The following is a 26269-nucleotide window of genomic DNA, read 5'->3' as shown; positions in this document are numbered from 1 at the left end:
CTACTGGTTACGTTAAGGTCTTCGCAAACCCAACATTACCTCAAGAATCACAATGGCCGCCTCTTCAGACCGCCTTCCTTCGCCGTTTCAGGCAAATTCTTCATACACCACGTCGTGGGACACAATCTCGATATCCACCAACGGCGCCTGAAATTGAGAGTAAGGATATCCTGATTTTCTTGCCGTGTCACATAACAGTCATGTGGTTTTGATAAATTGTCCAGCCCAAAAACGTCTCGATACTCGGCTTATGGATATGCCCACGACAGCACATACCAATTCCTGCAAAGAGGCGATGGACCGCGTTTTGGCTAGCGTCGAGTTTTCACGCGCTGGGCGACTCTCATCTTTTTTACGGTACGTATGCATAGCGACACTGGAGCAGAAGACAACCCGACTGACTGAGAACCATATCGGGGTCGCGGTATTCGGCAGGTCGGCAGATTATCTGCCGGCCGAAGATACGATCGTCCGTACCACAGCGGGACTGCTTCGTAAGCGACTTGCCAAGTATTACGCAACCGAAGGTAGCGAGGATACGTTGCGCATTATGATTCCGCGCGGGTCCTATGTGCCGGTATTTGCGCCAAAGGCGCCCCCACTACAGGATGCCGCCTGCGAAGCAGGCCCTCCGGCAGACGAGTCACCTTCAGCGGCTTCTGTTTCAACCACGTTGCAATCGCCGCGACGACGCTGGCGTTCAACGTATGTGATCGCAGCAGGTTTGGTGATCGCCATCCTCTCACTTGTGCTGGCCTATGGCACAAGATCACGCGATCCAGCAGACATTTTCTGGGCCTCATTGATCGGCCCGGAGCATGAAACGCTGTTGGTCCCTGCCGATTCTGAACTTGTGATGTATCAGGCAGGAATTCACCGTGAAATTTCACTGGATGATTACATCGCCAGACGCTTCACCTCAACAACCGACACCGCACCATTCCAATGGCGGCGCTACACCTCCGCCTTATCGGTATCGCTGGCGGCAGAACTAGGGAAACTGGCCGCAGCGGCACCACAGCGCTTCCATGTGCGCTACGCTCGCGATCTGCAACTTGATGATCTCAAGCATTCCAACGCCATCCTGGTCGGCATTCGACAGGCCAATCCATGGGTACATCTATTCCGTGAATACCTGAATTATCACATCGACTGGGATGCGGGCGCGGACCGACTGCGAGTGCGCAATGACCATCCTACCGGGGACGAAGAGGCACTATACGACTTCTCCACCCAGCAAACGCCGAAGCCAGGCTTCGCACTCATCGCGTACACACGAAACCTTAGCGGTGCGGGCCATGTGTTGATGATCGGCGGTACGTCATCGGCCGGCACGGAAGCTGCCATCGATTTTCTGTTGAGTCGCGATCGCATGCGTGATGTGCTCAAAAATGCCGTAAAGCCAGACGGCTCGATGGCGGAATTCGAAATTCTGCTTCAGTGTACATTGCGCGGAAGCGGTAGTACCGATGTAAAAATCCTTAGCCATCGCATCAAATCCACCTGATTTGCGTATTGGCCGGCCGCTTATAAAATGCGGCCGGCTTCCGTTCCCCCTTTTTTTTAACAGCCCCCCTAGTCCGACGATGTCGCTATGCATCCGCTCGCGCAAGCAGCGCATAAAAGCCGACGGGGATCTGGATTCACCGGTAAGTTTGACGGTGAAATGCTCCATGACACGTCCCTCAATCCATAGAATTTGCTCCGTTCGGCAAAGCAGCGTCCGCCGCTAAACCTATCTGGAGAGTCCATCACATGTCCTTGAAATACTTATCTTGCCGCCCCGTGTTCTTGCCGTGTCCTATCGTCACCGCAGTAATGGCGACTCTGCCCTGGCCAGCGCGCCGGGCGATGCCGCCGCGATCGGCGCCGCCATCTTGCCGCTCAAGGCCCACTTCTTCCTTTAGCCCGGCTGGGGCGCCTTACGACGTGATCTCAATCGGCGTGCCGTCCGGCATCGCGATGACGGCCTCGTAGAAGCCGTCGCCGGTGGTTCTTGGCGCGGACAGCAACAGCCCCGCACGCTGGCAGCGCGCTGCCATGTCGTTGACCGCCTGGGCCGATCCGAGCGAGATGGCGATATGGTCCCAGCCGACGCGGTCGGCACGGGCCGCGTCCTCCAGCCAAGGCGCTGTCATTAATTCCATCGGCGTCTCCGCTCCGGGCAAGGAGATAAAACGCGATATAAATCCCGGGCGCCGGGCACTGCGGTACTCCTGACCGATGGCGGCGCCGAAATACTCGCGCCAGAAATTCGCTGCGGCCTCCAGATCTCTGGTCCACAGGGCGACGTGGGCGACTTTCATTCAACCTCCTTACTAAAACGAACAAAACGAGCAACAAAAATTGCTATCGATGCGATATTTTAGCAAATCGAGCAAGTGCAATGCTATGATTGCGCGTTTCAAGCCGATCTCAAGCGTATCCCATGTCTGAAAATGCTTCTTTTGCTCGACATCGCCAGGATGTCATCCGTGCAAAGCTCCAAACCGAGGGCCGGGTGTTTTGCCTGCAGTTGTCGCAGGAGCTGGAGGTTTCCGAACACACGATCCGGCGCGACCTGCAGGACCTGGCAAAAGATGGCGTTTGCCGCCGCGTGCATGGCGGCGCAGTCAGCGCATTGCCGGCCGCGGCGGATTTCCACGCCCGGCTGGATGAGAAACGCAGCGTCAAAGAGCTGCTGGGAGAGGCCGGCGCCCTGCTCTTGCGTGACGGCGCATGCGTGTTTATGGATGCCGGCACCACCAATCTGGCGATCGCCAAGGCGTTGCCGCCGGAGCTGGCCGTCACCGTGGTGACCAACACCCCGGACATTGCGGCGGCGCTGCTCAAACATCCCGCCGTGGAAGTGATCATGCTCGGCGGCCGCCTGAATCCGAAGACCGGCGGCGCGCACGGCATCACCACCTTGAAGCAACTGCAGGGCATGCATTTCGATCAATGCGTGCTGGGCGTATGCGCGCTGGATGCCGGCTCCGGCCTGACGGCGTTTGAATACGATGACGCCGAGTTCAAGCAGGCGGTGATCGCGCAAAGCGAGCAGGTCATCGTGGCCCTGACGGCGGAAAAGACGCCCGGCGCGGCCAGGTATCAGATCAGCGCTTGCGCCAGCATGACCGACCTGGTGGTGCCGGCCGACATGGCGGCGGAGAAGATCGCGCCGTTCGCGGAGCTGGGCATTGCCATTCACCGGGCCGGAGCGGCCTGACGCAACACACAATCATCACAGAAGGAGACATATAGTGGGGAATCGTTCTACAGCCGCCGGCTTTTCGGACACCAGGCAGCATTACCCGATACTCGACGGCCTGCGTGGCGTGGCCGCCTTGATGGTGGTGGCATTTCACCTGTTCGAAGCGCATGCGGCCAGCCGCTTTGTGCAGGTCATCAATCACGGTTATCTGGCCGTGGACTTTTTCTTCGTGCTGTCCGGTTTCGTGATCGGCTACGCCTATGACGACCGCTGGCGCAGCATGTCGACTGGCGAGTTCTTCAAGCGGCGCCTGATCCGCCTGCATCCCATGATCATCGTCGGCATGCTGATCGGCGCGGTGATGTTTTACACGCAGGCCAGCCCCACCTTCCCGAAAATCCAGGACACGCCAGTCTGGCTGATGGTGGTGGTCGCGCTCATCGGCATGACCTTGCTGCCGGTGGGCGCCGCGCTGGACATCCGCGGCTGGGGCGAGATGCACCCGCTGAATGGGCCGGCCTGGTCACTGTTCTACGAGTACGTGGCCAACATCCTGTATGCGCTCTTCGTGCGTAAGTTTTCGAATACCGTGCTGGCCATCTTGGTCGTCATCACGGCAGGCGTGCTGCTGCATTACTGCGCCGCCGGCCCCAACGGCGACGTCATTGGCGGATGGTCGCTGGACCCGGCACAGATCCGCATCGGCCTCACCAGGCTGCTGTATCCGTTCTTTGCCGGCCTGCTGCTGTCGCGCGTGGTCACGGTGGGGCGCATCCGGCACGCATTCTTGCTGTCGAGCCTGATGATCGTCGTTGCCCTCGCGCTGCCGCGCTTTGGCGGCGAAACCCAGCTGTGGCAGAACGGCCTCTACGACGCGCTGTGCATCATTCTGGTGTTCCCGCTGGTGGTGTACATCGGCGCCAGCGGCCAGGTGCATAGCGGCATCGGCAACAAGGTTTGCGCCTTCCTGGGGGCGATCTCCTACCCGATCTACATCATCCACTACCCGATCATCTACACCTACACCGCGTGGGCGCAGAAAAACAAGGTGCCCTTGCTGGACGCCCTGCCCGTCACCGCGGCCGCGTTTGTCGCCTGCGTGGCGGTGGCCTACCTCTGCCTGCGGTTCTATGACGTCCCGGTGCGCCGTTGGTTGAGCCAGCGCGGTGGCGCTTCGATGCCGTCCGGACAACTTCAAACGTAGGGATTTCCTGATTTTCACGCCAGCGCCGCCGATGTCGGATTGCCCGATGGATGCCGTCATATACTTTAATAAAACATCGATCTGGGGTGTCCGTTGGCGGGTCAGGTAAATCTTGGGAATAGCTTGCGTAGCAAGGCAGTGCTGCTGATCGCGGGCGTGTTGTGCGCGCCGGCGTGGGCGCTGGCCGCGTCCGCAATGGACAAACGCATCATGGAGTTGCGTGAACAAAGCCGCCTGCTTCCTGACAAGACCTTGACGCCGTTGCTGGCGTTGCAGCCGCAGGTCCGCACCGAACCGCCGCGCACCCAGGCCGAGTTGCTGGCGCAGATCAGCAATGTCCGCGCCCTCCTGGATCAGCTCGATACCGCGGCAGCCATTGCGGACCAGGTCGTTGCTTATGGCAAAACCTTGGGCGACGACGTCATCGTTGCCAAGGGGCTGCTTGCCAGAGTGGCGGTGTCGCGTGCTCGCGACGACAACAAAGCGGCATATCGGCAGGCGCAGGAGGCCGAGCAGTTGGGACAGCGCAGTGGCGACAAGCCAGTGCAGGTGGCGGCGGCGATGGGTGTGGCCAAGTCCCTGGTCGAGCTTGGTGACCTGCCTGCCGCGTTGGCCAAGCTGCAATTCGCTGTCGATACGGCGCGTCAGGTGGACGACGATCCGATGTTGCTGTTCAACGCCTTGAGAGCGATGGCCCGCTTGTACGTCCAGATCAAGGAACGCGACAAAGCCTACGCCACCTTGGGCGAACTGACGGCGCTGGTGGAAATGCAGCGCCTGCCGATCCAGATGGTGCTGTTGAAACTCAGCGAATTTGTCGTAGCAAGCAACTTCGGCGAAGCCGATCGCGCGCTGCGCGCGCAACTGGATGGCCTGGCCCTGCAACGCAAGCTGGGTGCCAGCCGCATGCTGGGCGGCACCTTGAACAATCTGGCCGACAGCTACCTGCGCCGCCACGATTACCCGCGCGCGGCGCAATATGCCTCCGAGGCCTTGCTGGCGACCAAGGGGTTAAATGAAACCGGCAGCGACGCGGTGGCCCACATGAATTTGGGCCAGGCTTATCTGGGCATGGGACGTATCGCCGAAGGCAAGCTCAACATCGAAGCCGGCCTGAAGTGGTTTGAGCAAACGGGCGGCAAGCCTGACCTGCAGAGCGCACTGCTGGAATACGGCCAGGCGCTCGAAGCGGCTGGCGACATGGCCGGCGCGGTGAGCGCCTATCACCGGGAACGCGCCATTTCCAACGAATTGTTTGAAACCAGGCGCCAGCAGGCCATGCTGGAATTGCAGGAGCGCTACGACGCGGACAAGAGTCAGCAGCAGATCAGGCTGCTCCAGAGTGAAAACGAAAACCAGCGCTGGCAAAAGCGCGTATGGCTGTTGCTGGTGCTGGTGTTCGCGCTGGCGTCGGCGGTGGTGGGACTGCTATACCGCAAGATACGACAGGTTAACGGACGGCTGGCCAGCAAGAATCTGGAACTGGCGATGCTGTCCACCCTGGATCCGTTGACGGGTCTGTACAACCGCCGCCACTTCCAGGACTACATGGCCAGCCTGAAGCCGCCCGCCGACGCCACCATCGGCGCCCTGTTCCTGCTGGACGTCGACCACTTCAAGCACATCAACGACAGCTATGGCCACGCCGCCGGCGACGCCGTGCTGAAGATGATCGCCAGCCAGCTGCGCATTGTGCTGCGCGAAACGGATGTGATCGTGCGCTGGGGTGGCGAGGAGTTTCTCGCCTTCCTGCCGGCACTGCCGCACCAGCGCATCGAAGAAGTCGCGCGCCGCGTCCTGCAGGGCGTGGCGGCGCAGCAGGTTCGCTATCAGGAGCACGATATCGCAGTCCGCGTGTCAGTCGGCTTTGCGCCCTTCCCTCTGGCGCCGGCGGGCGCGCCGCTGTCCTGGGAGCGCGTGGTCAATCTGGCCGACATGGCGCTCTATCTGGCCAAGACCAACGGGCGCAACCGCGCTTACGGGATACGCGGCTTCGCCAATCTGCAGCACACCAGCATTGAGGCGGTGGAGCAGGATCTGGAGCGTGCCTGGCGCGCAGGCTACGTGGAGATGCAGGTGGTGGCGGGCGAGGCCGCGGATTCGTCGCGGCCTCGGCAATGTCGCGGCTAGGCGGCAATGACAGCCGGCCGCCGCAAGAATCGTGGTTGTCAGAAATAGGTGGCCGGCGTGCCCCGGATGCCGATGTCTGCAATGCCGCAGGTGGCGTCCGCAGCGGCGGTCAGGCGCAGGCGCAGCCGGCGTCCGGTGACATTCTCCACCGCAATCTCCAGCGTATCGGCGCTGGCCTGCACCTGCGCCAGTGGCCGCCAGATGCCGCCCATGTCCTGCGCTTCGGCACTGAGATCGCAGCGCCCGCCCGGCGCGAACTGCACGTTCAGGCGACGGTAATTCAGAATCCGCTCCGGATCGACCACAATCCACGGCTGGCCGTCATCGGCCGCCGGCGCCCACCACGTACCGGCATCGCCATCGTTGGCCAGCGAGGAGGCATGGCCGGCCGCACTGGAGCTGGACTGGGTCGGATTTTTCAGGCCGAACGCCTGTTCCGGCCCCACTTCCACCTTGCGCGCGACATACGGCCGCTCCGGCGCCAGCGGGGTGATGCCTTCCACGTAGCGCGGGCCGTCCAGCGTTTCCACCGTCAGCACGCCATCGGCCAGGCCGGGCGAGGTGGCACGGATCTTCGTCACGCCGCGCTGCCAGCTGCGCATGGCGATGGCCGCCTGGCCGTCGCGGATGGCGATGTCGCCATCGGGTGTGAACTGGATGTTGCGCCCGGTCGGCAGTTCGCCCGGCCCCGCTTCCAGCGACAGGCGCACTGGCGGGCTGTCGCTGAGCTGGGTGCCGCTGGCATCGACCACGGTCACCACCAGTTGCACATCGTCGGTGCCGTCGGCGCGGCGGATCGCCGGGCTGCTGGCGGTCACGCGCAGCGCGGCCGGCTTGCCCGGCTGCGGCCAGTCCGGCGGTGCAATGCCGCGGTAGGCGTTGCGATACCAGTACCAGCTGCGCTTGGGCAGACGGAAATAATCCACCAGGCCCATCGAGCCGAACTTGCCGGCGATCGAGCCGTGATCGTAGCCGGCCCAGATCACCTCTCCCGAGCGCCATGGGAAACGCCAGCTCGCCGGCTCGCCGCGCCTGGCGCCCGGCGTGTGCTCGATGTCGCCCCAGCCCGGATCGTATGCCCCAGGCCGGTCGGAAATGGCCGAATTGTACTCGGCCACAAAGTTCGGGATGCCGGGATTGGGGAACAGCACCGCGCCGTCGCCGTTGTAGCCGGCGATGTCGCCAATGCGGTCGATCTCGCCGCGCTGGGCGCCGTCCACCGCCGCCAGCCGGGTCGGGTCGAGGCGGTGCGACAGCGCCACCTCGTCCGCCAGCAGCTTGCGCACCTTCGGCAAGGTGCTCTGGTCGGTGAAGAACACCTCGTTGTCCATGCCCCACGCCACCACCGACGGCCGGTTGCGGTTGATGCGGATCAGTTCCGCCAGTTGCTGTTTGACGCTCTCCTCAAACGCGGCCTGATGTTCCCGTTCCGGCGGATAAGCGGAGCTGCCCCAGGCGCTGGCCATGCCGGCCGTGCCCCAGAACGGCGCTTCCGGCAGGAACATCATGCCGAGGCGGTCGGTGGTTTCGGCGAAGTGCGGATCGTGCGGATAATGCGAGCCGCGGATGAAATCGAAACCGGCATCTTTCATCATTTGCACATCGCGCTCGATGGCGGCGTTGGTCACGGCGTCGCCCCATCCGGCCTGGTCCTGGTGCACATTGGCGCCACGGAAGTAACGGTGCTGGCCGTTGAGGAAGAAGCCCTTGTCCGCCGTCCATTCAACGGTGCGGAAACCAAATTCGGTCTCAAAGCGGTCGCGCTGCCGCCCCCCCACTTCCAGCGTGGTGACGGCGCGGTACAGGGTTGGCGTCTCCGGGCTCCACAGGTTCAGGTTCGACAGGCGCGCCGATTCCTGCGCGACTTCCTGGGTTTGCCCCGGCTGCAGCTGGACGGTTGTGTCAGGCAAGGTGGCGACAGTGGCGCCGCGGGCGTCGGCGATGCGCGTGCGCACCTTGACCGCGACGGCCCGCTTGCCGTCGTTACGCACTTCGGTGGCGACTCGCACGGCGCCAGCACGGTCCTTGAGGCCTGGCGTGGTGACAAAGGTGCCGGTCCACGGCACGTGCACATCGTCGGTGGTCACCAGCCAGACGTCGCGGTAGATGCCGCCGCTGAAGATATGTTCGCCGGCGCGCGGCGCCAGCGTCGGGTCCCACAGGTTGTCGACCCGGACCGCGATGCTGTTGCGCCCCGGCCGCAGCGCGCTGGTGATGTCGACCGGGAAGCCGGTATAGCCGCCGCGATGGCGCGCAGCCCTGGCGCCGTTGACGTACACCTCGGCGGTCTGGAACGCGGCTTCGAATTCCAGCGTCCAGCGGCGCCCTGCGGGCACGGCCGGCAGCACCAGATCCTTGCGATACCAGCCATGGCCGACATACACCTCGGGCGCCAGGAAGTAAGGCGTGCTGAAGCTGTGGGGCAAGCCCACCGCCTGCCAGTTACGGTCGTCGAAGTCCGCTTGCTCGGCGCCGCCGATGTCGCCCAAGTGGAAACGCCAGCCGGCGTTGAAGTTTTGCCGTTGCCGCGGCGCCGTATCAGCGGCGCTGGCGGCAGATACGCCGGCAAGCACGGCAAGCATCAGCATGACGCGGACCGTGTAGCGGGCCAGGTTGGTCGTTATTAGAAGCATGGTTACTCCAGAAATTCCGCGCACCGGCGCGCGTGCGCTCATTCTGGGAAGCTGGGCTCAGTGGGTCAATTATGAAATTGAACAAGGCACGAGATAATATTGCCTTGCCCCGCTAGCGCAGCTGGAGCCTGAGCGTGGATGGTGACAAGCCCTGTCCAGTGGCGGTCAATGCCGCCTCCCCGGCGGCGCCAGTCGACTGCACGATCACCTGGGCCCAGCCGTTGAACACGCTGCGGCGCCATGGCGCGGCCGGTGCGATAAGCCGCACCACACCCCACTTGCTGCCGCCGACCGAACGCTCAAACATGCCTTGCACGCCATCCCTGGGCGTCGCCAGCGCGTAGGTCAGGCTGTTGCTGTCTTTTAGCTGCGCGCCTTCCAGCGCGATCATCAAGCCGCCATCCACCTTGACCGGGGTGACGGCACGACCGTTGACGTACACCGACTGGGCGGCGTCCAGCTGGTCGATGAACAAGCCAATGCGCTCGCCGGTTGCCATCGGCGGCCGGGCAAACTGGCCGCGCAACAGCAGATGGCTGGTGAGGGCCGGCTGCGCTTCGGGCGGCAGCCATGCGGTCGGGTCGCGCCATGCCGAGGTGTCGATGATGTCGGCCCGCGCCGCCGGATCTTGCGCGCTGGCCACCGCCAGCGTGCGCCAGCCGGACACGGCATGAAAGCGGTAGCGGTCGGCCGGGCGGTCCGGCTCGTGCGACGCCGGGTCGCCGTTGCCGACGCCAATGATGCGTAGCGGACCGGCGGCGGCAAAATCGATCTGATTGGCCGCGTCCGGCACGATCTTCCCTGCCGGGTCGGTCACATTCACCCACACCACGGCGATATCGGCGCCGTCTGCCTTCAGTTCGGTGCGGTCGGCGCTGAGCGCGATGCCAGCGCCGGCGCCGGTGGTGCTGACTTCATCCGCAGCCACCGGCCGGCCACCGCGTGACGCGCTCGCGCGCAGAGTACCGGGCTGGTACGGCACCAGCCACTCCAGGTGGCCATTCCTGATCACGGTTTTACGGCCCAGCGAACGGCCATTCAGGAACAGCTCGACTGTGTCGCCATTGCTGTACACATGCACCTTGATCGGCTGCCCCTCGCGGCCCGGCCAGTTCCAGTGCGGCAGGATGTGGACCATGGGGGCACCGGTCCAGACCGACTTGAGGTAGTAGGCGCTGTCTTTCAGCACGCCGGTGGTGTCCAGCATGCCGAACTGCGACGATACCGCAGGCCAGCCGAACGGCGTGGTCTCGCCGCGGTAGTCGAAACCGGTCCAGACAAACATCCCAGCCATCCAGTCACGTTCCTCGACGCGGCGCCAGCCCTCTTCAATGCTCAGGCTGCTTCCTGGCCGCGCCTGCCGATCGTAGGCGTTCAGGTGGGCGCGCGCCGGCGCATCGAAGTAAATGCCGCGCGTGGTGAAAGTCGATCCCTCCTCCGACATCACGGCCGGCTTGCCGGGATGGTCGCGGTGGAATTGGTCAACGTCGTGCTGGGCGCCGTAGTTGAAGCCGATCACGTCCGCGCCGAGCGAAACGCCCTTGCCCGAACCGCTGGTGGCCAGCATGGTGCGGCGCGTAGGGTCCATGCGCTCCACGTGCGCGCGCATTTCGCGCGCCAGATGGGTGCCCAGCGGACTCCATTCCAGCGCCCACTCCTCATTTCCCACCGACCAGATGATGACGCTCGGATGGTTGCGGTCACGCCGGATCTGGCGTTCCAGCTGGCCGCGAATTTCCGGGGTGGTGCCCATCATGCGGTGCTCGTCGATCACCAGCATGCCCAGCCGGTCGGCCTCGTCCAGCAGCTCGGGCGTTGGCGGATGGTGGGCGGTGCGGTAGGCATTCACGCCAAACGATTTCAATTGCTTCAGGCGCCAGGTTTGCAGGCCATCCGGCAGTGCCACGCCGACACCGGCGTGATCCTGGTGGTTATTGGTGCCTTGCAGCTTGAGCTGCTTGCCGTTCAGCAGAAAGCCCCGCTGCGGGTCGAACGCCACCGTGCGGATGCCAAAACGGGTGTGATAGGTATCGACCACCTTGTGGTCCTGCAGCACACTGGTGGTCAAGGTGTAGAGCGCGGGCTGCTCCAGTGACCATAGCCGGGGCGCGGGCACGCTCAGCGCGCTACTGAATTCACCGTCGCGCGCGGCGCCCAAGTGCAGGCCTGGCTGTTCCATCTGCGCCACCAGCTGGCCATCGGGCGCATGCACCTGCTGACGCAGCGAGAAGGCCTGCCGCTGCTTGCCGTCGTTGGCCAGCGTGACGTCCACCACGATCTGCGCGCGGCCGTCAGCCACGGTCGACTTGACGAAGGTGCCCCATTGCGCCACGTGCAGCGGCGCCGTCTTGCTCAACCATACATGGCGGTAGATGCCGGCGCCCTCGTAAAACCAGCCTTCCTCCACAGTGGCGTCGGCGCGCACCGCAATGACGTTGTCGCCGCCGAAATTGAGGTAGTCCGTGATGTCGTAGCGAAAGCCGGAATAGCCGCTGGGTTCGGTCCCGATGTAGTGGCCGTTGACCCACACCACGCTGTTACGATAGACGCCATCAAACTCCAGCGCGATGCGGCGGCCCTGATCGGCGGCCGGGATGTGGAGCGTCTTGCGATACCAGCCAACGCTGTTTTCCGGAAAGTTGCGACCGACGGCCAGCGAGCCGTGGTTGCTGCTGGCGCGCGCGTCGAACGGCAGTTCGACCGCCCAGTCATGCGGCAAATCCAGCTGGCGCCACGCGGCGTCGCTGAAGCTGGGACTGGCCGGACCATCGCCGTAGCCAGCCTTGGCAAAGAAAAACGGCCGCGTGCCATAGCCGAAGTCCTGTTGCGCATCGTAAGCGTGACCGTAAGCGAAACGCCAGCCTTTGTCGAGGTTGAGGCGTTCCCGGCCGATGGCGGCCGCAGCCGTAGCCGCTGGCGCCGCCTCGCTGGCGGTAGCGGCCTGCAGCACACCTAGCGTGAGAAGGATGGCGGTTATCACGCTGCGTGCGTTTTTGTTTGCTTGGCGGCTCACACTGTCTCCTGGTGGTTTTCGGGGCATTCTAGCGCACTGCGGCCGTGGCGCAGCAGATAATCGGCACAGGCGTCCGCTGGCAAGGGCTGGCTGTACAGATAGCCCTGGAACACGCCGCAGCCCAGCGTCGCCAGGGTGTCGCGTTGTTCCGCGGTTTCCACAAATTCGGCCACCACCTCCAGCTGGCGCGAAGAGCCCAGCGCGGCGATGGAGTGAATGATGTCGCGGCTAGTCGGGTTGGCCAATACGTCGCGCGTGAGCGAACCGTCGATCTTGATGGCATGCACCTGGAAGCGCCGCAGGTGCAGCAACGATGAGTAGCCCATGCCGAAATCGTCCATCGCCAGTTTCACCCCCATGGCCACGATCTGCGCCAGATTGCGGTCCACCACCGGCCGGGCGGCGATGGCCTGGCTCTCGGTGATTTCCAGTTCCAGTTCCGCCGGCGACAGGCCATACTGGCGCAGGCAGCGGGCCAGCAGCGCCGGCAACTGCGGGTCGTCCAGCTGCAACGGCGAGACGTTGATGGCCATGGTGATATGGGACAGGCCCATCCTGTTCCACTGCGCCTTGCGCGCGCAGGCCTGTTCCAGCACCCAGGCGCCGAGCCTGACGATCAGTCCGCCCTCTTCGGCCAGCGTGATGGCGACGTCGGCGCGCACCGGGCCGTGACGGCTGTGGCGCCAGCGCAGCAGCGCCTCGACGCTGACCGCCGCGCCGTGGCGGTCATGCTTGGGCTGGAACACCAGCGTCATGGCGGCACTGCCGATATCGCGCCCCAGGGCCGCCCGCAGGCCGCGCACCACCAGCCCCGGCTTGCTGTTGCGCGGCACCGCGCGCACATAAGCCATGCCCTGCGCGGCAATGGTGGCGATGGCGTGATCAAAGGCGGCGCTCTGGACGCGCAGCCGGCGAGCCTCGGCGCGCCGCACAAACGGCAGATAAATCAGGGTGCTGAGCGCCAACCCCAGCAACTGCAGCGCGACGCCGCGCCAGGAATCGCTGATCAGGTAACCGGACAGCAGCGCCGGCGTGGTCCACGACACGGCCAGGTTGTGCAGCGGCAGCAGGCCGAGATGCACGGCCGTCAGCGCCAGCAAGGTCAGCGCCAGCGGCGCCAGCAGGAATGGCCACAGGAAGATCGGGTTGAGGGCGATGGGCAGGCCGAAGATCAGCAGCTCGTTGATGTTGAACAGACACGGCAGCAAGGAGGCCAGCGCCAGACGCCGCAGCGGTCCCTCGCGCGTCGCGATGACCAGGGCCAGCACCAGGCCGAGCGTGGCCCCGGCGCCGCCCAGCAGGCCAAACCCATCGATCAGCGGGCGCAAGGCCAGCGTATGGTTGAAGCTGGTGCTAAACAGCAGCGGGGCAAACTGGTCCAGCACGGTGTTGCCCTGAATTCCCAGCAGCCATAGCACATGCATGATCAGCACGGCGGCCAGGCTGAACAGCCAGTCGGTGTCCTGCCAGCGCTGCTGCAAGGCCGGCAGTTTGGCCAGCCATCCCACCTCCGGCGCCGGCAGCGCGCTGATGGCGGCCGCGCCCAGCATGACGATCAGGCCGAGCATCACCAGCGGCGGCGTCATGCGTACGGCGTAGTAGAAAGTCGGCTCGCTGTCATAATCGGGAACCGCGTTGGGCCGGTTCACCAGGGGGCGCAGCAGTTCAGGTGTGACGATGCCGATCACGATGCCGACCAGCATTGAGCTGCGGCCAAGGTCGGAAATCGAGGGCGTGCCATTCATCAGCACACACAGCATGAAATTGATCAGGGCCGACACACCAACCCAGGTTTGCGGCAATGCATCGCCGCCTTCCGCTCCTGCCAGCCGGCGCGCCAGGCGGATGCTGAGCACCACCGCCAGCGCCAGCCCGAACACGCCGTAGCTGGCGCCGGTCACGCATTGCATCGCCTGCGGCCAGCCGGCGCCAAACAGCGCCGCCAGCCACTGGCGCACGGCGGGAAATGGCAGATTGCTGAGCAGGGTCGCGCTTACTCCGAGCAAGGTGATCGGCAGCAGGACGATAAAGCTGTCGCGCACGGCGATCGCCCACAGCGCCAGCCGCCCCCCTGCTCGCCTGAGCAAGTGCAGAGCAGTCGTACCCATGCGCGCCAGCCTGGCACCAGTGAGCAGCGCGTGAATAGACATGCCGTCCCTTTTATTGAAGTATTAATTTACATAGTATTTTGATACTAACAAGGTTAACGCGGCCCGAACATCGGGCCATGCTGATCTCACCGTAGGGATTTCCTGATTTAGCGCCTTGATGCGGTCCGTCGCAAGCGCAGGTCGCTGGCGACGTCCGAGCCTGCCGCTGAGTGGTGTTACATAGCGGCCGGTGGTGTTTGCGAAATCAGGATGGAAGCGGCCAGCACGGCGCTGATCAGCACCGCGCTTTCCAGCCGCAGTGTCGTGCGCACCGCGCGCAGCCCCTGCTGCGACCGGCTGGCTGCCGGCAGGCCAAAGAACTTGTTGTAGCCGCCAAGCGCAATGGCAAGCAGCACCAGCGCCACCTTGATCAGCAGGGTGACGCCGTAGAATGTGTGTTGCAGATGCTCGGCGGAGCCAACCCGAAGCCAGGCGCTGTACACGCCGGTCATGAAGATGGCAATGACTGCCGCCAGCGCCGCCTGCGACATCCGTTCCAGGTAGCGGTCGCTGGCGCCGACGGTCGCCTGGCCGATCCGGCGCTCGCTCAATACGTAGCAGCCGGACAGCAGCACCGCACCGGTCCACAGGCCGATGGCGGCGTAATGGACGGCTTCCGCCGCCAGCGCCGCAGACAGCAGGCCTGCTTCACCGGCGTGGCCCATCGAGGCGCGGGTGACGGCAAACAGCGCCAGGGCGACGGCCACACCGGCCTCTGCACCGCGCCCTCGAACCGTCCAGCGCAGGATCAGCACAGTCACCATGGCCGCGATAGTGACGCACCCTGCCTGGCCGTAGGCGGTGCTGGTCAACATCATCCAGAACATGGGGCAGGCTTCGCCCAGGCCGACGCCGGCCATCACGGCAGTGGCGGCCAGCAAGGCAAGCGCGCTGCTGCATGCGGCAAGTCCCGCCGCCCACAGGTCCAGCCGGCGCAGTTCAGGATCAATATCGTTGCGGCGGGCGCCATTGGCTTGTATCCAGCGGCGCGCGAACCAGGCCCCCACCAGCCAGGTAAATCCGAGATTGAGCAGAAACGCCGAGCCGACCTGCAGCAGCGAGACCACATCCATTATTTCACCGTGAACTTGAAGTCGCCCTTGCGGCGGTGGCCGTCGTGCCCGGCGACGGCCCAGTTGACGGTGTAGGTGCCGGCAGTCAGGGCGGGCAAAGCCAGACGCACGATGGCGGGATTGTCGGCGTCCACCCTGGCCTTGCCGGCTGCGATTTCTTTGCCGGCGCCGTCCGCAACCGTGATGCTGCTGAATGCCTGTTCGATTTTTTCGTTAAAGGTGAGCGCGATTTCCTTGGGCGGTGCATCCACGCTGGCGCCCGCTGCGGGGCTGGCGTTTTTCAGGGTGGCGTGCGCCAGCGCCAGTGGACTGGCCATGGCGGCCGTAGCGAGGCATGCGGCAGCGATGGTGTTGTACAGTGCTTTCATCATGATGTCCTTGCGGCCTATTGGGCGACTTCAATGGCGGTGACCGTCAGTGCGCCATTGACCTTTTCCGCGGCGAAGCGCACTTTGTCGCCCTGCTTGACCTGATCCAGCATGGCCGGAGCCTGGACTTTGAACACCATGGTCATGCCCGGCATGTCCAGGTTTTTCAGTTCGCCATGTTTGATGGTCAGCTTGCCGGCCTCTTTGTCCACTTTCTTGATTTCGCCATCGCTCATGGCGGTCTGCGCGTTGGCGGCGGCCGCCATGCCGATCAGGGCCGCCAGGATCAGTTGTTTCAGTGTGTTCATGTTATTTCCTTCAAAAATAGATTAATGCCCGCTATGGCCGGACGGTTTGCGTACCGTCACCTCGACATCGGGCTGGTGCTTGAGCGGCATTGACTGTCCGCCCGCATTGGTGCTGCGCGTCGGCTCCGGCAGCGCGCCGGTCCATTCGTAGGCCACCGTGCCGGCCGGATGCTTGTACCAGCCCGGATCGGTATAGTCGCCGCGCTTCTGATCCTTGCGGACCTTTAATACCGTGAACATGCCGCCCATCTCCACGCCGCCAAACGGGCCTTCGCCGGTCATCATCGGCAGCGTGTTTTCGGGCAGCGGCATTTCCATGCCGCCCATGGAACCGCCCTTGTCGCCCATCACCATGTAGTCGGGCACGATCTTGTTGATCTTCTCGGCCACGCCGCGGTGATCGACGCCGATCATATTGGGCACGTCATGTCCCATGGCATTCATGGTGTGATGCGATTTATGGCAGTGGAAGGCCCAGTCGCCCGGTTCGCTGGCGATGAATTCGACCGCGCGCATCTGACCAACCGCCACGTCGGTGGTGACTTCGGGCCAGCGCGCCGCCGGAGGCGTCCAGCCGCCATCGGTGCCCGTGACCACAAACTCGTGTCCGTGCAAATGAATCGGATGGTTGGTCATGGTCAGGTTGCCGACCCGGATGCGCACCTTGTCGCCCTGCCGCACCGGCATGGCGTCGATGCCGGGGAACACCCGGCTGTTGAAGGTCCACAGATTGAAGTCCAGCATGGTGTTGGTCTTGGGCGTGTAGCTGCCCGGCTCGACGTCATAAGCGCTCAGCAGGAACACGAAGTCGCGATCGACGGCGTGCAGCGATGGATCTTTCGGATGGGTGACCCAGAAGCCCATCATGCCCATGGCCATCTGCACCATCTCGTCGGCGTGCGGGTGGTACATAAAGGTGCCGGGACGGCGGGCCTGAAACTCGTAGACAAAGGTCTTGCCGGGCGCGATGCCGGGCTGGGTCAGGCCGGTGACGCCATCCATGCCATTCGGCAGCCGCTGGCCATGCCAGTGCACGCTGGTCTGCTCCGGCAGCTTGTTGGTGACAAAGATGCGCACACGGTCGCCCTCCACCACCTCGATGGTCGGTCCCGGCGACTGGCCGTTATAGCCCCACAAATTGGCTTTCATGCCCGGCGCCAGTTCGCGCACCACGGGTTCCGCCACCAGATGGAACTCCTTGACGCCGTTGTTCATGCGCCACGGCAGCGACCAGCCGTTCAGCGTGACCACCGGATTGAATGGACGGCCAGTCGGCGGCGGTGGCGGCACCTTGGTGGCGGCGCTGCTCATGGTCATCGCTTCCGGCAGGCTGGCGGCGCCGACCTTGCTGACCGCAGTCGCGCTGACGGCAACCGCGCCGGCTCCTTTGAAAAAGTCTCTGCGTGAAATCATGGCTTAATCCTTGGTATTGCCGCTGCCGCCGTGGACGGCGTGCTGCAGCGTGGTATCGGCGATCCAGAAATCGCGTTGCGTTTCGATGGCGGTGTTGACGCTGTTGAGCTGTTCGCGTGAATCGGCCAGCAACTCGAACACGCTGGCCAGCATGCCGTTGTAGCGCAGCAGGACTTCATCGGAAATCTTTTTGCGCAGCGGCACCACCTCGTCGCGGTAATGGCGGGCGATGTCGTAGGTGCTGCGGTAGGCCGAATACGCTTCGCGCACCTCCGAACGCGCGCGCACGGCCACATTGGCGGTGCGGTGCACGGATTGCATGTACAGCGCTTCGGCGCGCGCGACTTTGGCGCCGCCCCAGTCGAAGATCGGCAGTTCCAGCGCCACTTCGTAACCGTTTTCGCGCGGCAGTCCGGTGGTGCTCTTGTTGGCGTAGCCGGCATCCAGCACGTTGACGAAGGCGGTGGCCTTGGTCAGGCCGAGCGCCGATGCGGTCGCTTCGCTGTCGCGGCGCGCCATCAGCACGTCCAGGCGTTGCGACAGCGCGGTGGCTTCGGCGTCCTGCATGTCGCGCGGTTGCGCCGGCAGCTCCGGCAGACGGTCCGGCAAGGCCAGCTTTTGTTCCGTGCCTTGCAGACCGAGCAGGCGGATCAGGCGCTCGCGGCTGGCGGTCGCCTCATGCTGTGTGCGCTTCAGCTGGGTGATCGCGTCCTGGCAAAAGGCCCGCTCGCGCGCCTCATCCAGTTTGCTCCAGTTGCCTGCCTTGGACATCCGTTCCGCCAGCTGCGCACCGGCTTCCGCAGCGCCGCGCACCTGTTCGGCAAAGGCGGCCGACTGCGCCGCCGCCACCGCCATGAAGTAAGCGCGCCGGGTGTCGGCCGCCAGCTGCACCGCCTGCGACGCCGCCAGCAGCTTGGCTTGTTCATAGCGGCCTTTTTCGATGCGCGTCCGTGCAGGCAGGGTTAGCAGGCCGGCGAGATCGAACATGACGCCACGGTCGATTTCCGTTTCGCCGCCGCCGCGCACGCGGCTGAAGCTGAAGCTGGGATTGCGCAGACGGCCGGCCTGCACGAAATCGGCCTCGGCCACGCCCAGTTCGGCAAACGACGCTTTCAGCGATGGATTGTTGAGCAGCGCAAGCTGCACGGCGGCATCGGCGGTCAGCGGCTGGGCCAGCAGTTGTTCGACCCGGGCGGCGTCGGGCTGCTGGTTGAACTGGACTGCCTGCCCCACCCGGCTCTGCGTCAACGTGGACACCTCATTGAGGCCGCGGTCGTCGGACAGGCTGGCGCACCCGGCCAGCAAAACTGCGCCCAGCGCCACCGCGACGCGGGTCAGCGCAGGCGTGCATGAAGTTCGGGTCGGCGGCAGCGCGACGCTGGCCGCCCGCACGGCGGCAATCTGCGCGCCCTGTGCGGAAATGACCATCGACGCGCCTGCCGCTGCCGGAAACGGCAGACGTAAGCGTTTCATGATATTCCTTGAGATAGATGGAAGACGCGGGCATGGCTGCCCGCGACGAGCGGAGCACAGGCCGCAACGGCCTGTCAGCAGGTCTGCCGGGGCGGGCGTTCCAGCCCCGCGGGGACGTGGGCCGTCATTGCCGGCTCAAGCCAGGCAAAGGCGATGGTGGCATGGGGAGGTGGCGTCAGCAGCGCATCCATGGCCGGCGGCGCGGCCGCGCCAACGCAGCAGCTGGCGCACTGGCTGCACTTGCCGTGTGCGCTGGCCGCTGGTTGTTCTTCGCCGGTGCTGCAATGCGATTCCGTCTGCGCGCTGTGGTCGGCTTGCTGGTGCGATGACACGCTGGCCTGGCGCACGCCTTCCTGACACGCCATGGCAGCAGCCATCACTCCCTGCAAGGGGAGCGCTGCAATCAGAAGCCACAGCAGATAACGGACAAAAAGGCGCATAAGGTTGACAATATTACCGCAGGCGTTTAGAGAATATCAAGTTTTCATAGCGTACACCTTCCCACAACAGGAAGGTCAAGCAAAATATCGCGCGGTGTGTATTGCCTGGCGCCGGCCTCACCGGGCAGCTTGCCGCAGGGCGGCATACTCGTCCTCTCCTTTGGCGCGGTCGAATACCTGTCCGGTGAGCGAATGCGCATTCGCCTGCCGCAGCCTGGCGGCAGCTTCGTCGTAAAAGAATGGCAGGAAGGCGTAGCGCACGCCGGAAGTCACCGGCGTCGCCTCGTGCAGCAGCGAACAGGAAAACACCACCGCACCGCCAGTGGGCGCCCGATAGGTTTGGGGACCGAATTCCGGAAAACGCAGTTCGCCGCCCGTGTACTCGTCGGCGTTGAGATTGATGGTGCAGGCAAAGCGCCGGTGCGCCGTGCCCGGCGTGGTGTTGTCCTTGTGCGGCCGGAAGAAGCCGCCGCTGGCGCCGTCGTAACGCGCCACAATGTAGCGCTCCATGCGGGTAACGTCAAACTGGAAAGCGCGCTTAATCTCGGGCACCAGCCGTTTCACCAGCCGCTGCTGAATGAACTGGCGCAGCGCCGCCAGTTCGGGACGGGCATCAAACTCAAAATCCTGGCGGCGCTTGAAGCCCTGCTCGATCACCGCCACCGTCTTGCCGTTCACTTCGCGCATGAAGCCGGATTCCTCGCCGCCGTATTCGTGATACAGATCGATCAGCTTGCGGCACAGCGCCGGCTCGAACACGCGCGGCAGCACCAGCACCGGTGCGGTCAGCGCGGTGCCGGCGTGGTCGGCCACCGCCGGCAGCGACGCCAGCACCGCGTCCAGCGCCTGGTTGTGGCGCTCGGCGGGCACCAGCGGAATCTGCGCGCACACGCGCAGCATCGGATCGAGCACCAGGGTGAATGGCAGATACGCATTGGCATCGGAGTCGATGGCGCCAAACAGCGTGCTGACCTTGCGCTCGAAGTCCCACAGATAGCGCATGCCGGGGATGTGGTCGCGCAAGCGGCCCTGCGCTTCGTCCTGCGGGTCCTGCGTCACGCCGAAAAAGCACAGGCGCTCGTCGTCCAGCAACTGGCGTTTGCTCTCCAGATGGCGCACCACCCTGGCGCTCTCCTCCTGCGCCGCACTGCCCAGGAAGCTGAGAATGACGTAGCGGCCGGCGATGGTGTGGAAAGTGTAGCGCGGATTGCCGCCGGAGCGCACGTGGAAATCAGGCGTCGGGTCGCCGGGGAGCCAGAGGCGGTGGTTCATACGGAATCGGCCAGGTTGTCGGACGGCTATTTTAGCGTTGCAGCAGCATCATGTCATGCAGCGCCGCCATTTTGATAGCTGTAAATCAACTGTGATGAAAATGCCACGTTTTTACAATTGGAGAGAATGCCGCCACAATTTAGCGAGACAATAGCTTTCTTCCGTTCGCTTACGCACATAACCATGGCTAAACCTCGCTGCGCGATTGTTCACGGCACCGATGCCGCCCCCGCCGCAGAGGTCATGGCGGCACTGGCTGCGGAAGCGGACATGGTCGCCCTGCCGCCCGGCGTCGCTTTTGCGCCCGCGTTTGACCTGCTGCTGATGGTGTCCAGTCCTGCCAGTCATGCGCATGACCTGGCGCTGCTGCGGCGTATCTGTGCGCTGCCGCCCTGCTGCCCGGTGCTGGCGGTCAATTGCGGCCTGAGCTGTGCGCAGCTGGAGCAGCTGCTGGCCGCCGGCGCCTGCGATTTCGTGTATCACCCGTTCAGTCCGGCCGAACTGCTGGCGCGCCTGCGCCGCGCGTTGGGCGCGGCAGCGCCGCCAAGCAGTGCCGGCGAACGTCCGTTCCAGCATCCCTGCCTGCGCGACTACATCGGCAACAGCCCGGCCTTCCGCCGTGAGCTCGACAAGCTGCCGCGCTTTGCCGCCTGCGACGCGGGTGTGCTGATCGGCGGTGAGACCGGCACCGGCAAGGAGCTGTGCGCGCAAGCGATTCACTACCTGTCCGCGCGTGCCGAGCGGCCCTGGGTGGCCATCAACTGCGGCGCCGTGCCGGCCGACCTGATCGACAGCGAGCTGTTTGGCCACGTGCGCGGCGCCTACACCACCGCCCACAGTTCACGCCACGGCCTGGTGGCCGAGGCGGAAGGCGGCACCCTGTTCCTCGATGATATCGACGGCTTGCCGCTGGCCGCGCAATCGAAGTTGCTGCGCTTTTTGCAGGAGGGGGAGTTTCGCGTGGTCGGTTCCAACACAGTGCGGCATGCCAATGTGCGGGTGATCGCGGCCAGCAACCGCGACCTGCAAGCGTTGGCGGGGCGCGGACAGTTTCGCCTTGACCTGTACTTCCGGCTGAACATCCTGGCGGTGACGCTGCCGGCGCTGCGCGAGCGACAGGAGGACATTCCCACGCTGGCCACGCATTTTTGCCAACACTACGCGCAGAAATTCAACAAGACGGTACGTGCGGTATCGCCGCAAGCGCTGCGCAAGCTGACCGCGCACGACTGGCCCGGCAACGTGCGCGAGCTACAGCACGTGATTGAGCGGGCGGTGGTCATCGCCGCTGGCATGGTGCTGGCGGCGGATGATATCGATCTGCCGGACGCCATCCTGCAGGATGGCGAAGACGCCGAAGTCTCGTTCCGCAACGCCAAGGCACGCATGATCGAAGAATTTGAACGCGGCTACATCGAGCAGCTGCTGACTCGCTTTGCCGGCAATGTGACGCGGGCGGCGCAGGCGGCGGGTAAAAACCGCCGCGCCTTCTTTGCCCTGATCCAGCGCTATCAGATCGAACCGCAGCGCTATCGCCCGGAGTTATAGTCTAACCTTGCGGCGGCACGCACAGCGCCGCCACCTGCACGCGCTGCGTGGCCAATAGCACGCGGCGATCAAGGTAGGACACCGCCAGCGCAGGCCCGGTGGTGGCGCCGGCTGCATGTTGCGCGGTGCTGAACCACACTGTGGCCAGCACCACCCAGGGATCCGCCACGCATGGCGGGCAGGCCGGCACCGGATAGGAGTGCTGGCGCAGCAGCAGTTGCGACTCGTCCTGCTGGAGCGTCTGGCACCAGGTCTCGTCGTCGACGCGTGCCTGCTGGTGCGATTCCGGCAGGTTCCACAGCACCTTGATTTCGAACGTATCGCGGATGCGGCTGTACTCGCAGCCGGTTTCGTCGCAACCGCAGCCGGCCGGATGGACGCGCACCGGGCGGCTGTAGCACTCGGCGTAGCGCACCGCGATATAGGCCCGCACACGGCCATCCTGCGCGCGCGGCGGCTCGCCTTCCGGCGGGCATGGCCAGCGCACCGAGCACGGTTGCTCGTGGGCGCCGGTTTTCAGATCCACCGTCACGCACTGGTCGATCAGGATATCGTCGCCTTGCGGCGCCACTACGTAGCCGGGGCAGACGCGCACTGTCGGCGTGGCGGCGTCGCTCACCACTTCCACGCTGCAGCCGCACACGACGCCCCAGCCGTGCAGGTAGCGGTTGTGGCGGCGCGCTTTCTCGCGCAGGTATTCCTGTTCGGCGCGCAGGTCTTCGGCGGTCAGCAGCTGGCGTGGAAAATAGCGTACGCGTTCGGCGGGTTCGCTGTAGCAGTCGCAAGGCAGGTCAGTCAGGTCGGACATCGTATTCTCCGCAAGTTAGGATTCGTTGACGACGTTGAATTCGGCGAGGAAGTCGCCGCCGGCGGTGCCATCGCCCGATATCAGGCCGCCGGCCGGAGCGCGAGGTTCGCCATCCAGGCTGACGCCATTCAGGTCGACCAATTCGCGCCAGCCCATCTCCTCGACCGGCGTACCGCGCAGGAACAGGCGCAAGGTGATTTTCGGCGGGAACCAGCGGCCGCCCTCGCCCACCACGCGGTTACCGGGAACGACGTCGAAACGCAGCGTGTCCGGGGCCTCGAAAGTCAGTTGGCCCGGCAGATAAGGCATGCCAAGTTCGGACGCGTACTCCGCAGCCAGCAGAACCTGCACGTTATGGTGCTCGTAGGACGACACGTCCGGCCCCGGCGTGCTGGGGATATGCGATTCATCCAGGCTATACGGCTGATCGAACTTGATGCGGAAGTGACTGAAGCCTCCTTTCAGCGTGCTGCGCTTGAGCGGCGTCTTGATGGCGCCGACGCTGCGCTCGGCGCCGGCTGCATCGTAGGCAAAGAACTCCACGCTGGCCACGTGCATCAGCTGAGCCGAAGGGCCGGCCCCGATCACGAATTCCGCGTTGAAGTCGCCGCCAGCGCTACCATTGCCGGACATGACGCCGCCGGACGGTGCTCGGGCGTCGCCGTCGAGCGCCACGCCGTCGGCATCGGCCAGGGCCTGGCGGTTGTTGGGCAGGTTCTCATCACCGCGCAGGTAGATGCGGTAGCGGCCCTTCTGCCAGCCGCCGCCACTGCGGCGGTATGGCGATTCGGGATCGAGGTCGAAGCGGATGGTGTCCGGCGCTTCCAGCGTCAGATACCCCGGTACATAAGGCAGACCGTCGAGCTGGTCGTTGGCCAGGATCTGCACGTTGTGCAGTTCGTAATTGGCATCGCCGGCGGCTGGCGTGGTGGGCGCATGCTGGTCGGTGGCCAGCGGCTTGTTGAAGCGGATGCGGATGGCGTTTGGGTGGCCGCCGATGTCCACTTCGGTGATCTCCAGCGGCGAGGCAACGCTGGCCACCACGGTCTCGCCGGCGCCGGGCGTGAGACGCAGGAAGTCGACGCTCTGCACCTGCAGCAGCGTAGTGGGCTTCTTGCCGCAGCAGTCTTCGATTTTCTCGGCCAGGCAGAGAATCAGGTCCAGCAACTGCTGATTGCTGTAGATATGCGGGCGCACGATGCAGCTGTCGGCGGCAATGCGGCCTTCGCGCAGCATCACCAGTGCCAGCGGCACGCAAGGATTGTCGGTGTGCGGCGCGCAGGTTTCCTCGAACAGCTTGCACAGGATGTGGCGGCGGCTGCGATGTGCTTCGCGCAGGCTTTGTTCATCGGCGCGGCCGCGCACCGGCTGCGCCACGCTCTGATCGTTGGGCGTCGGCTTCTGCGGCTTTTTGGGCCACAGGTCGGCGCACCATTCGGGATCTGTTTGCAGCGGCGGCGTGCCGGCTTCGAACTTCAGGCAGAAGGTTTCAACGATGGTGGCCGGCGCGCATTCGTCGCGCGTGCCGCAGGTGGACGCCATCACCGGCTGACGGTCGGTCAGACATTCGTGATAGCACAGCCACAGTGTGTAGATGCCGTCCGGCGTTTCGGCGTTGCCGCCGGCGCCGCCGCAGCAGTCCTGATCCTTCAGCACCGGAGCGATGCTGGTCCTGACCGGCACCACGATCTCGCGCCCGAGCGCATCGATCGCCACGCCCGGCTCCACGTACAGGCGCTCGTCCTCCACGCTGACCTGCAACCCGCACAGCACCCCCATGCCAAGCGTGAGCCGGTTGATCATCCATTGTTTCAGCTTGCCGTAGTCCTGCTCCATCTGGAAATGCTGAACGTCCATGCGCTTGCCGTAGAAATAGCGGTTGCGGCGCGCGGTGGCCAGGACTCCTAGCAGCATTTCGGCGTTATCGTGGGAATGCATTGCATGCCTCCTTCAGGTTAATAGGAACGCGCCATCGAGCGTGGCGTCGCCGATACGGTTGGCCGGCGCTGCCGGCAGATTCGCATCCAGATTCAGGCTGCCGCTGTCCACCCGCAGCGGTTGCGGCGCGCCGATGATGGTGTCGATGCCGATCTGCGCCTGGAATCCGATCCGCATATCCGCTTCGATCAGGTGGATGCGGTAATCGGTGTGTGCCGGCTTCTCACGATCGACGATGCGGACGATTTCCTGCAGCGTATCCGGGTTGCAGGCGCGATAGCTGTCCAGCTCTACGCAGAAGCGATAGGCTTCCCCGGCGTATAGCGGCAGGCCGGTCTGATGTTGGGCCAGCGGTCCGCTCACGCCTACCACCGCGTTTTCTACCACCAACCCCTGCGGGTCAAGCGCCGGCAGGCGGGTGTCGAAACCCAGTCCCGCGCCGTGGCCGAGTATCCAGGTGCGGCGGTCGGTCCATGCCTCGGTGATGCGCGGGCGGATGCCGGTGTGTAGTTCCACGAATTCGGCGATCGAATCCGGTGTGCCGCGCCGCGCGAACAATGACACGGCACGGGCGATCAAGGCGCGCTGTTCAGCTTCGGTGGCGATCTGCGGCAGTTCCAGCCCGAACCACTGGGCCAGCCAGTCGAGCGCCTGCGGTGTGCTGAATTGCGGGTCGGCCAGGTGCGGCATGTCGTCCAGCGCTTCTTCGACGCGGCTGTATTCGCCGCGGATCAGCCGCAGCCAGCGCGAGATAAAGCCGTCGGCATCGTTGCGCCGCCAGTTCATGGGCAGGTAATCGAGATAGTCTTCAGCGGCCGTGGCCAGCCGCAGTTGCCGCAGTTTTGGCGAGACGGCGCCGGTGCTGCTATTCAATGTGCAGCGCAGCCAGGCATACCGGCCGCCGGCAGCCAGCAACGCGTCCAGTGACGGCAGCGTGAACCAGTCGCCCGGCGCGGGCGGCGTGGCAGCGGCGGACAGCGCGGCTTCCAGAACGATGCTGGTGCCTGCGGGGAGCACGGCGTCGGCAAAGACGCGCTCCCATGCACGATCCTCGCCGGCGTCATAAGGACCGGCCAGCAGCTGACCGCTGCCTTGCAGGACCACGTCCTGCTGCCACTTTGCCTTTAGCGCGGTCTCGCCGGCTAAGCATAACTCGCCTTCTTCATGATGCGCGGGCTCGGTGGACCCCTCTTCGGCAACGGCGGCCAGCACCAGATCACCGTCCGCGTTGATGGCGAGGCCATCGCGATCGCCGCGCCATTGGTCGCGGTCACGCAAAAGGGCATGAGCGGTTGCCTGTTCCAT

At 64.5% G+C, this 26269-nt stretch carries 19 protein-coding genes; 5 read left to right on the top strand and 14 right to left on the bottom strand.

Annotation, left to right across the window (positions count from 1 at the left end; translation table 11 throughout):
• Positions 1–250: 250 nt before the first annotated feature.
• On the top strand, positions 251–1507 hold the full coding sequence (locus ABDW57_RS18840; protein WP_343731711.1) for a hypothetical protein: 1257 nt from the start codon (positions 251–253) through the stop codon (positions 1505–1507).
• 415 nt (positions 1508–1922) lie between these two features.
• Here the strand turns inward: ABDW57_RS18840 and ABDW57_RS18835 are convergent, their stop codons facing one another.
• A complete protein-coding gene (locus ABDW57_RS18835; protein ID WP_343731710.1) occupies positions 1923–2306 on the bottom strand; it encodes a VOC family protein in 384 nt (127 codons plus the stop codon).
• 122 nt (positions 2307–2428) lie between these two features.
• Between ABDW57_RS18835 and ABDW57_RS18830 the strand changes: the two genes are divergently transcribed.
• From ABDW57_RS18830 to ABDW57_RS18820, 3 genes are all read left to right on the top strand, one after another.
• The gene (locus ABDW57_RS18830) at positions 2429–3208 is read left to right on the top strand and encodes a DeoR/GlpR family DNA-binding transcription regulator (protein WP_343731709.1); all 780 of its coding nucleotides are present in this window, start codon (positions 2429–2431) and stop codon (positions 3206–3208) included.
• 34 nt (positions 3209–3242) lie between these two features.
• The gene (locus ABDW57_RS18825; RefSeq protein ID WP_343731708.1) at positions 3243–4397 is read left to right on the top strand and encodes an acyltransferase; all 1155 of its coding nucleotides are present in this window, start codon (positions 3243–3245) and stop codon (positions 4395–4397) included.
• A gap of 123 nt (positions 4398–4520) precedes the next feature.
• Positions 4521–6527, top strand: a complete 2007-nt coding sequence (locus ABDW57_RS18820) for a diguanylate cyclase (protein WP_343731707.1) — start codon at positions 4521–4523, stop codon at positions 6525–6527.
• A 38-nt stretch (positions 6528–6565) separates the two neighbouring features.
• On the opposite strand, the gene ABDW57_RS18815 is transcribed toward ABDW57_RS18820, so the two are convergent.
• From ABDW57_RS18815 to ABDW57_RS18770, 10 genes are all read right to left on the bottom strand, one after another.
• Positions 6566–9160 (bottom strand): glycoside hydrolase family 2 TIM barrel-domain containing protein, encoded by a 2595-nt coding sequence (locus ABDW57_RS18815; RefSeq protein ID WP_343731706.1) that lies wholly within the window; start codon positions 9158–9160, stop codon positions 6566–6568.
• A gap of 112 nt (positions 9161–9272) precedes the next feature.
• Positions 9273–12173 (bottom strand): beta-galactosidase GalA, encoded by a 2901-nt coding sequence (gene galA, locus ABDW57_RS18810; RefSeq protein ID WP_343731705.1) that lies wholly within the window; start codon positions 12171–12173, stop codon positions 9273–9275.
• On the bottom strand, positions 12170–14281 hold the full coding sequence (locus tag ABDW57_RS18805) for an EAL domain-containing protein (RefSeq protein ID WP_343731704.1): 2112 nt from the start codon (positions 14279–14281) through the stop codon (positions 12170–12172). The genes galA and ABDW57_RS18805 overlap by 4 nt, the downstream gene beginning before the upstream one ends.
• 218 nt (positions 14282–14499) lie before the next feature.
• Positions 14500–15396: a CopD family protein gene (locus ABDW57_RS18800; protein WP_343731703.1), complete on the bottom strand. Its 897-nt coding sequence runs from the start codon at positions 15394–15396 to the stop codon at positions 14500–14502.
• On the bottom strand, positions 15396–15767 hold the full coding sequence (gene copC, locus ABDW57_RS18795) for a copper homeostasis periplasmic binding protein CopC (RefSeq protein ID WP_343731702.1): 372 nt from the start codon (positions 15765–15767) through the stop codon (positions 15396–15398). The genes ABDW57_RS18800 and copC overlap by 1 nt, the downstream gene beginning before the upstream one ends.
• Positions 15768–15781: 14 nt before the next feature.
• Positions 15782–16072, bottom strand: a complete 291-nt coding sequence (locus ABDW57_RS18790) for a copper-binding protein (protein WP_343731701.1) — start codon at positions 16070–16072, stop codon at positions 15782–15784.
• A gap of 21 nt (positions 16073–16093) precedes the next feature.
• The gene (locus tag ABDW57_RS18785) at positions 16094–17485 is read right to left on the bottom strand and encodes a copper oxidase (RefSeq protein WP_343731700.1); all 1392 of its coding nucleotides are present in this window, start codon (positions 17483–17485) and stop codon (positions 16094–16096) included.
• 3 nt (positions 17486–17488) lie between these two features.
• Complete coding sequence (locus tag ABDW57_RS18780; protein WP_343731699.1) at positions 17489–18958, bottom strand: TolC family protein; 1470 nt, start codon at positions 18956–18958, stop codon at positions 17489–17491.
• A 74-nt stretch (positions 18959–19032) separates the two neighbouring features.
• Entirely contained in the window at positions 19033–19335 is a 303-nt protein-coding gene (locus tag ABDW57_RS18775) for a hypothetical protein (protein WP_343731698.1), read from the bottom strand.
• Positions 19336–19515: 180 nt separating this feature from the next.
• Complete coding sequence (locus tag ABDW57_RS18770; protein ID WP_343731697.1) at positions 19516–20670, bottom strand: 2OG-Fe(II) oxygenase; 1155 nt, start codon at positions 20668–20670, stop codon at positions 19516–19518.
• 183 nt (positions 20671–20853) lie between these two features.
• Here ABDW57_RS18770 and ABDW57_RS18765 point away from each other — a divergent pair, with 183 nt between their 5' ends.
• On the top strand, positions 20854–22218 hold the full coding sequence (locus ABDW57_RS18765) for a sigma-54 dependent transcriptional regulator (protein WP_343731696.1): 1365 nt from the start codon (positions 20854–20856) through the stop codon (positions 22216–22218).
• 1 nt (position 22219) lies between these two features.
• Here the strand turns inward: ABDW57_RS18765 and ABDW57_RS18760 are convergent, their stop codons facing one another.
• From ABDW57_RS18760 to ABDW57_RS18750, 3 genes are read right to left on the bottom strand one after another with little or no spacing between them, the layout of a single operon-like run.
• Positions 22220–23026, bottom strand: a complete 807-nt coding sequence (locus ABDW57_RS18760) for a hypothetical protein (RefSeq protein ID WP_343731695.1) — start codon at positions 23024–23026, stop codon at positions 22220–22222.
• Between the two features lie 15 nt (positions 23027–23041).
• Positions 23042–24964: a hypothetical protein gene (locus tag ABDW57_RS18755; RefSeq protein ID WP_343731694.1), complete on the bottom strand. Its 1923-nt coding sequence runs from the start codon at positions 24962–24964 to the stop codon at positions 23042–23044.
• 12 nt (positions 24965–24976) lie between these two features.
• Complete coding sequence (locus ABDW57_RS18750) at positions 24977–26269, bottom strand: phage tail protein (protein ID WP_343731693.1); 1293 nt, start codon at positions 26267–26269, stop codon at positions 24977–24979.

The sequence above is a fragment of the Duganella sp. genome, from assembly GCF_039595735.1.
GTDB lineage: Bacteria > Pseudomonadota > Gammaproteobacteria > Burkholderiales > Burkholderiaceae_D > Rugamonas.
Note: the sequence above shows the minus strand (reverse complement) of the source record. Positions and strands in the feature narration are given on the sequence as shown.

Excerpts from the sequence above, each read along its gene's own strand:
- ABDW57_RS18840 (WP_343731711.1), top strand. The coding sequence starts at position 251 with ATGGATATGCCCACGACAGCACATACCAATTCCTGCAAAGAGGCGATG.
- ABDW57_RS18835 (WP_343731710.1), bottom strand. The coding sequence starts at position 2,306 with ATGAAAGTCGCCCACGTCGCCCTGTGGACCAGAGATCTGGAGGCCGCA.
- ABDW57_RS18830 (WP_343731709.1), top strand. The coding sequence starts at position 2,429 with ATGTCTGAAAATGCTTCTTTTGCTCGACATCGCCAGGATGTCATCCGT.
- ABDW57_RS18815 (WP_343731706.1), bottom strand. The coding sequence starts at position 9,160 with ATGCTTCTAATAACGACCAACCTGGCCCGCTACACGGTCCGCGTCATG.
- ABDW57_RS18805 (WP_343731704.1), bottom strand. The coding sequence starts at position 14,281 with ATGGGTACGACTGCTCTGCACTTGCTCAGGCGAGCAGGGGGGCGGCTG.
- ABDW57_RS18800 (WP_343731703.1), bottom strand. The coding sequence starts at position 15,396 with ATGGATGTGGTCTCGCTGCTGCAGGTCGGCTCGGCGTTTCTGCTCAAT.
- copC (WP_343731702.1), bottom strand. The coding sequence starts at position 15,767 with ATGATGAAAGCACTGTACAACACCATCGCTGCCGCATGCCTCGCTACG.
- ABDW57_RS18790 (WP_343731701.1), bottom strand. The coding sequence starts at position 16,072 with ATGAACACACTGAAACAACTGATCCTGGCGGCCCTGATCGGCATGGCG.
- ABDW57_RS18785 (WP_343731700.1), bottom strand. The coding sequence starts at position 17,485 with ATGATTTCACGCAGAGACTTTTTCAAAGGAGCCGGCGCGGTTGCCGTC.
- ABDW57_RS18780 (WP_343731699.1), bottom strand. The coding sequence starts at position 18,958 with ATGAAACGCTTACGTCTGCCGTTTCCGGCAGCGGCAGGCGCGTCGATG.
- ABDW57_RS18775 (WP_343731698.1), bottom strand. The coding sequence starts at position 19,335 with ATGGCTGCTGCCATGGCGTGTCAGGAAGGCGTGCGCCAGGCCAGCGTG.
- ABDW57_RS18770 (WP_343731697.1), bottom strand. The coding sequence starts at position 20,670 with ATGAACCACCGCCTCTGGCTCCCCGGCGACCCGACGCCTGATTTCCAC.
- ABDW57_RS18765 (WP_343731696.1), top strand. The coding sequence starts at position 20,854 with ATGGCTAAACCTCGCTGCGCGATTGTTCACGGCACCGATGCCGCCCCC.
- ABDW57_RS18760 (WP_343731695.1), bottom strand. The coding sequence starts at position 23,026 with ATGTCCGACCTGACTGACCTGCCTTGCGACTGCTACAGCGAACCCGCC.
- ABDW57_RS18755 (WP_343731694.1), bottom strand. The coding sequence starts at position 24,964 with ATGCATTCCCACGATAACGCCGAAATGCTGCTAGGAGTCCTGGCCACC.
- ABDW57_RS18750 (WP_343731693.1), bottom strand. The coding sequence starts at position 26,269 with ATGGAACAGGCAACCGCTCATGCCCTTTTGCGTGACCGCGACCAATGG.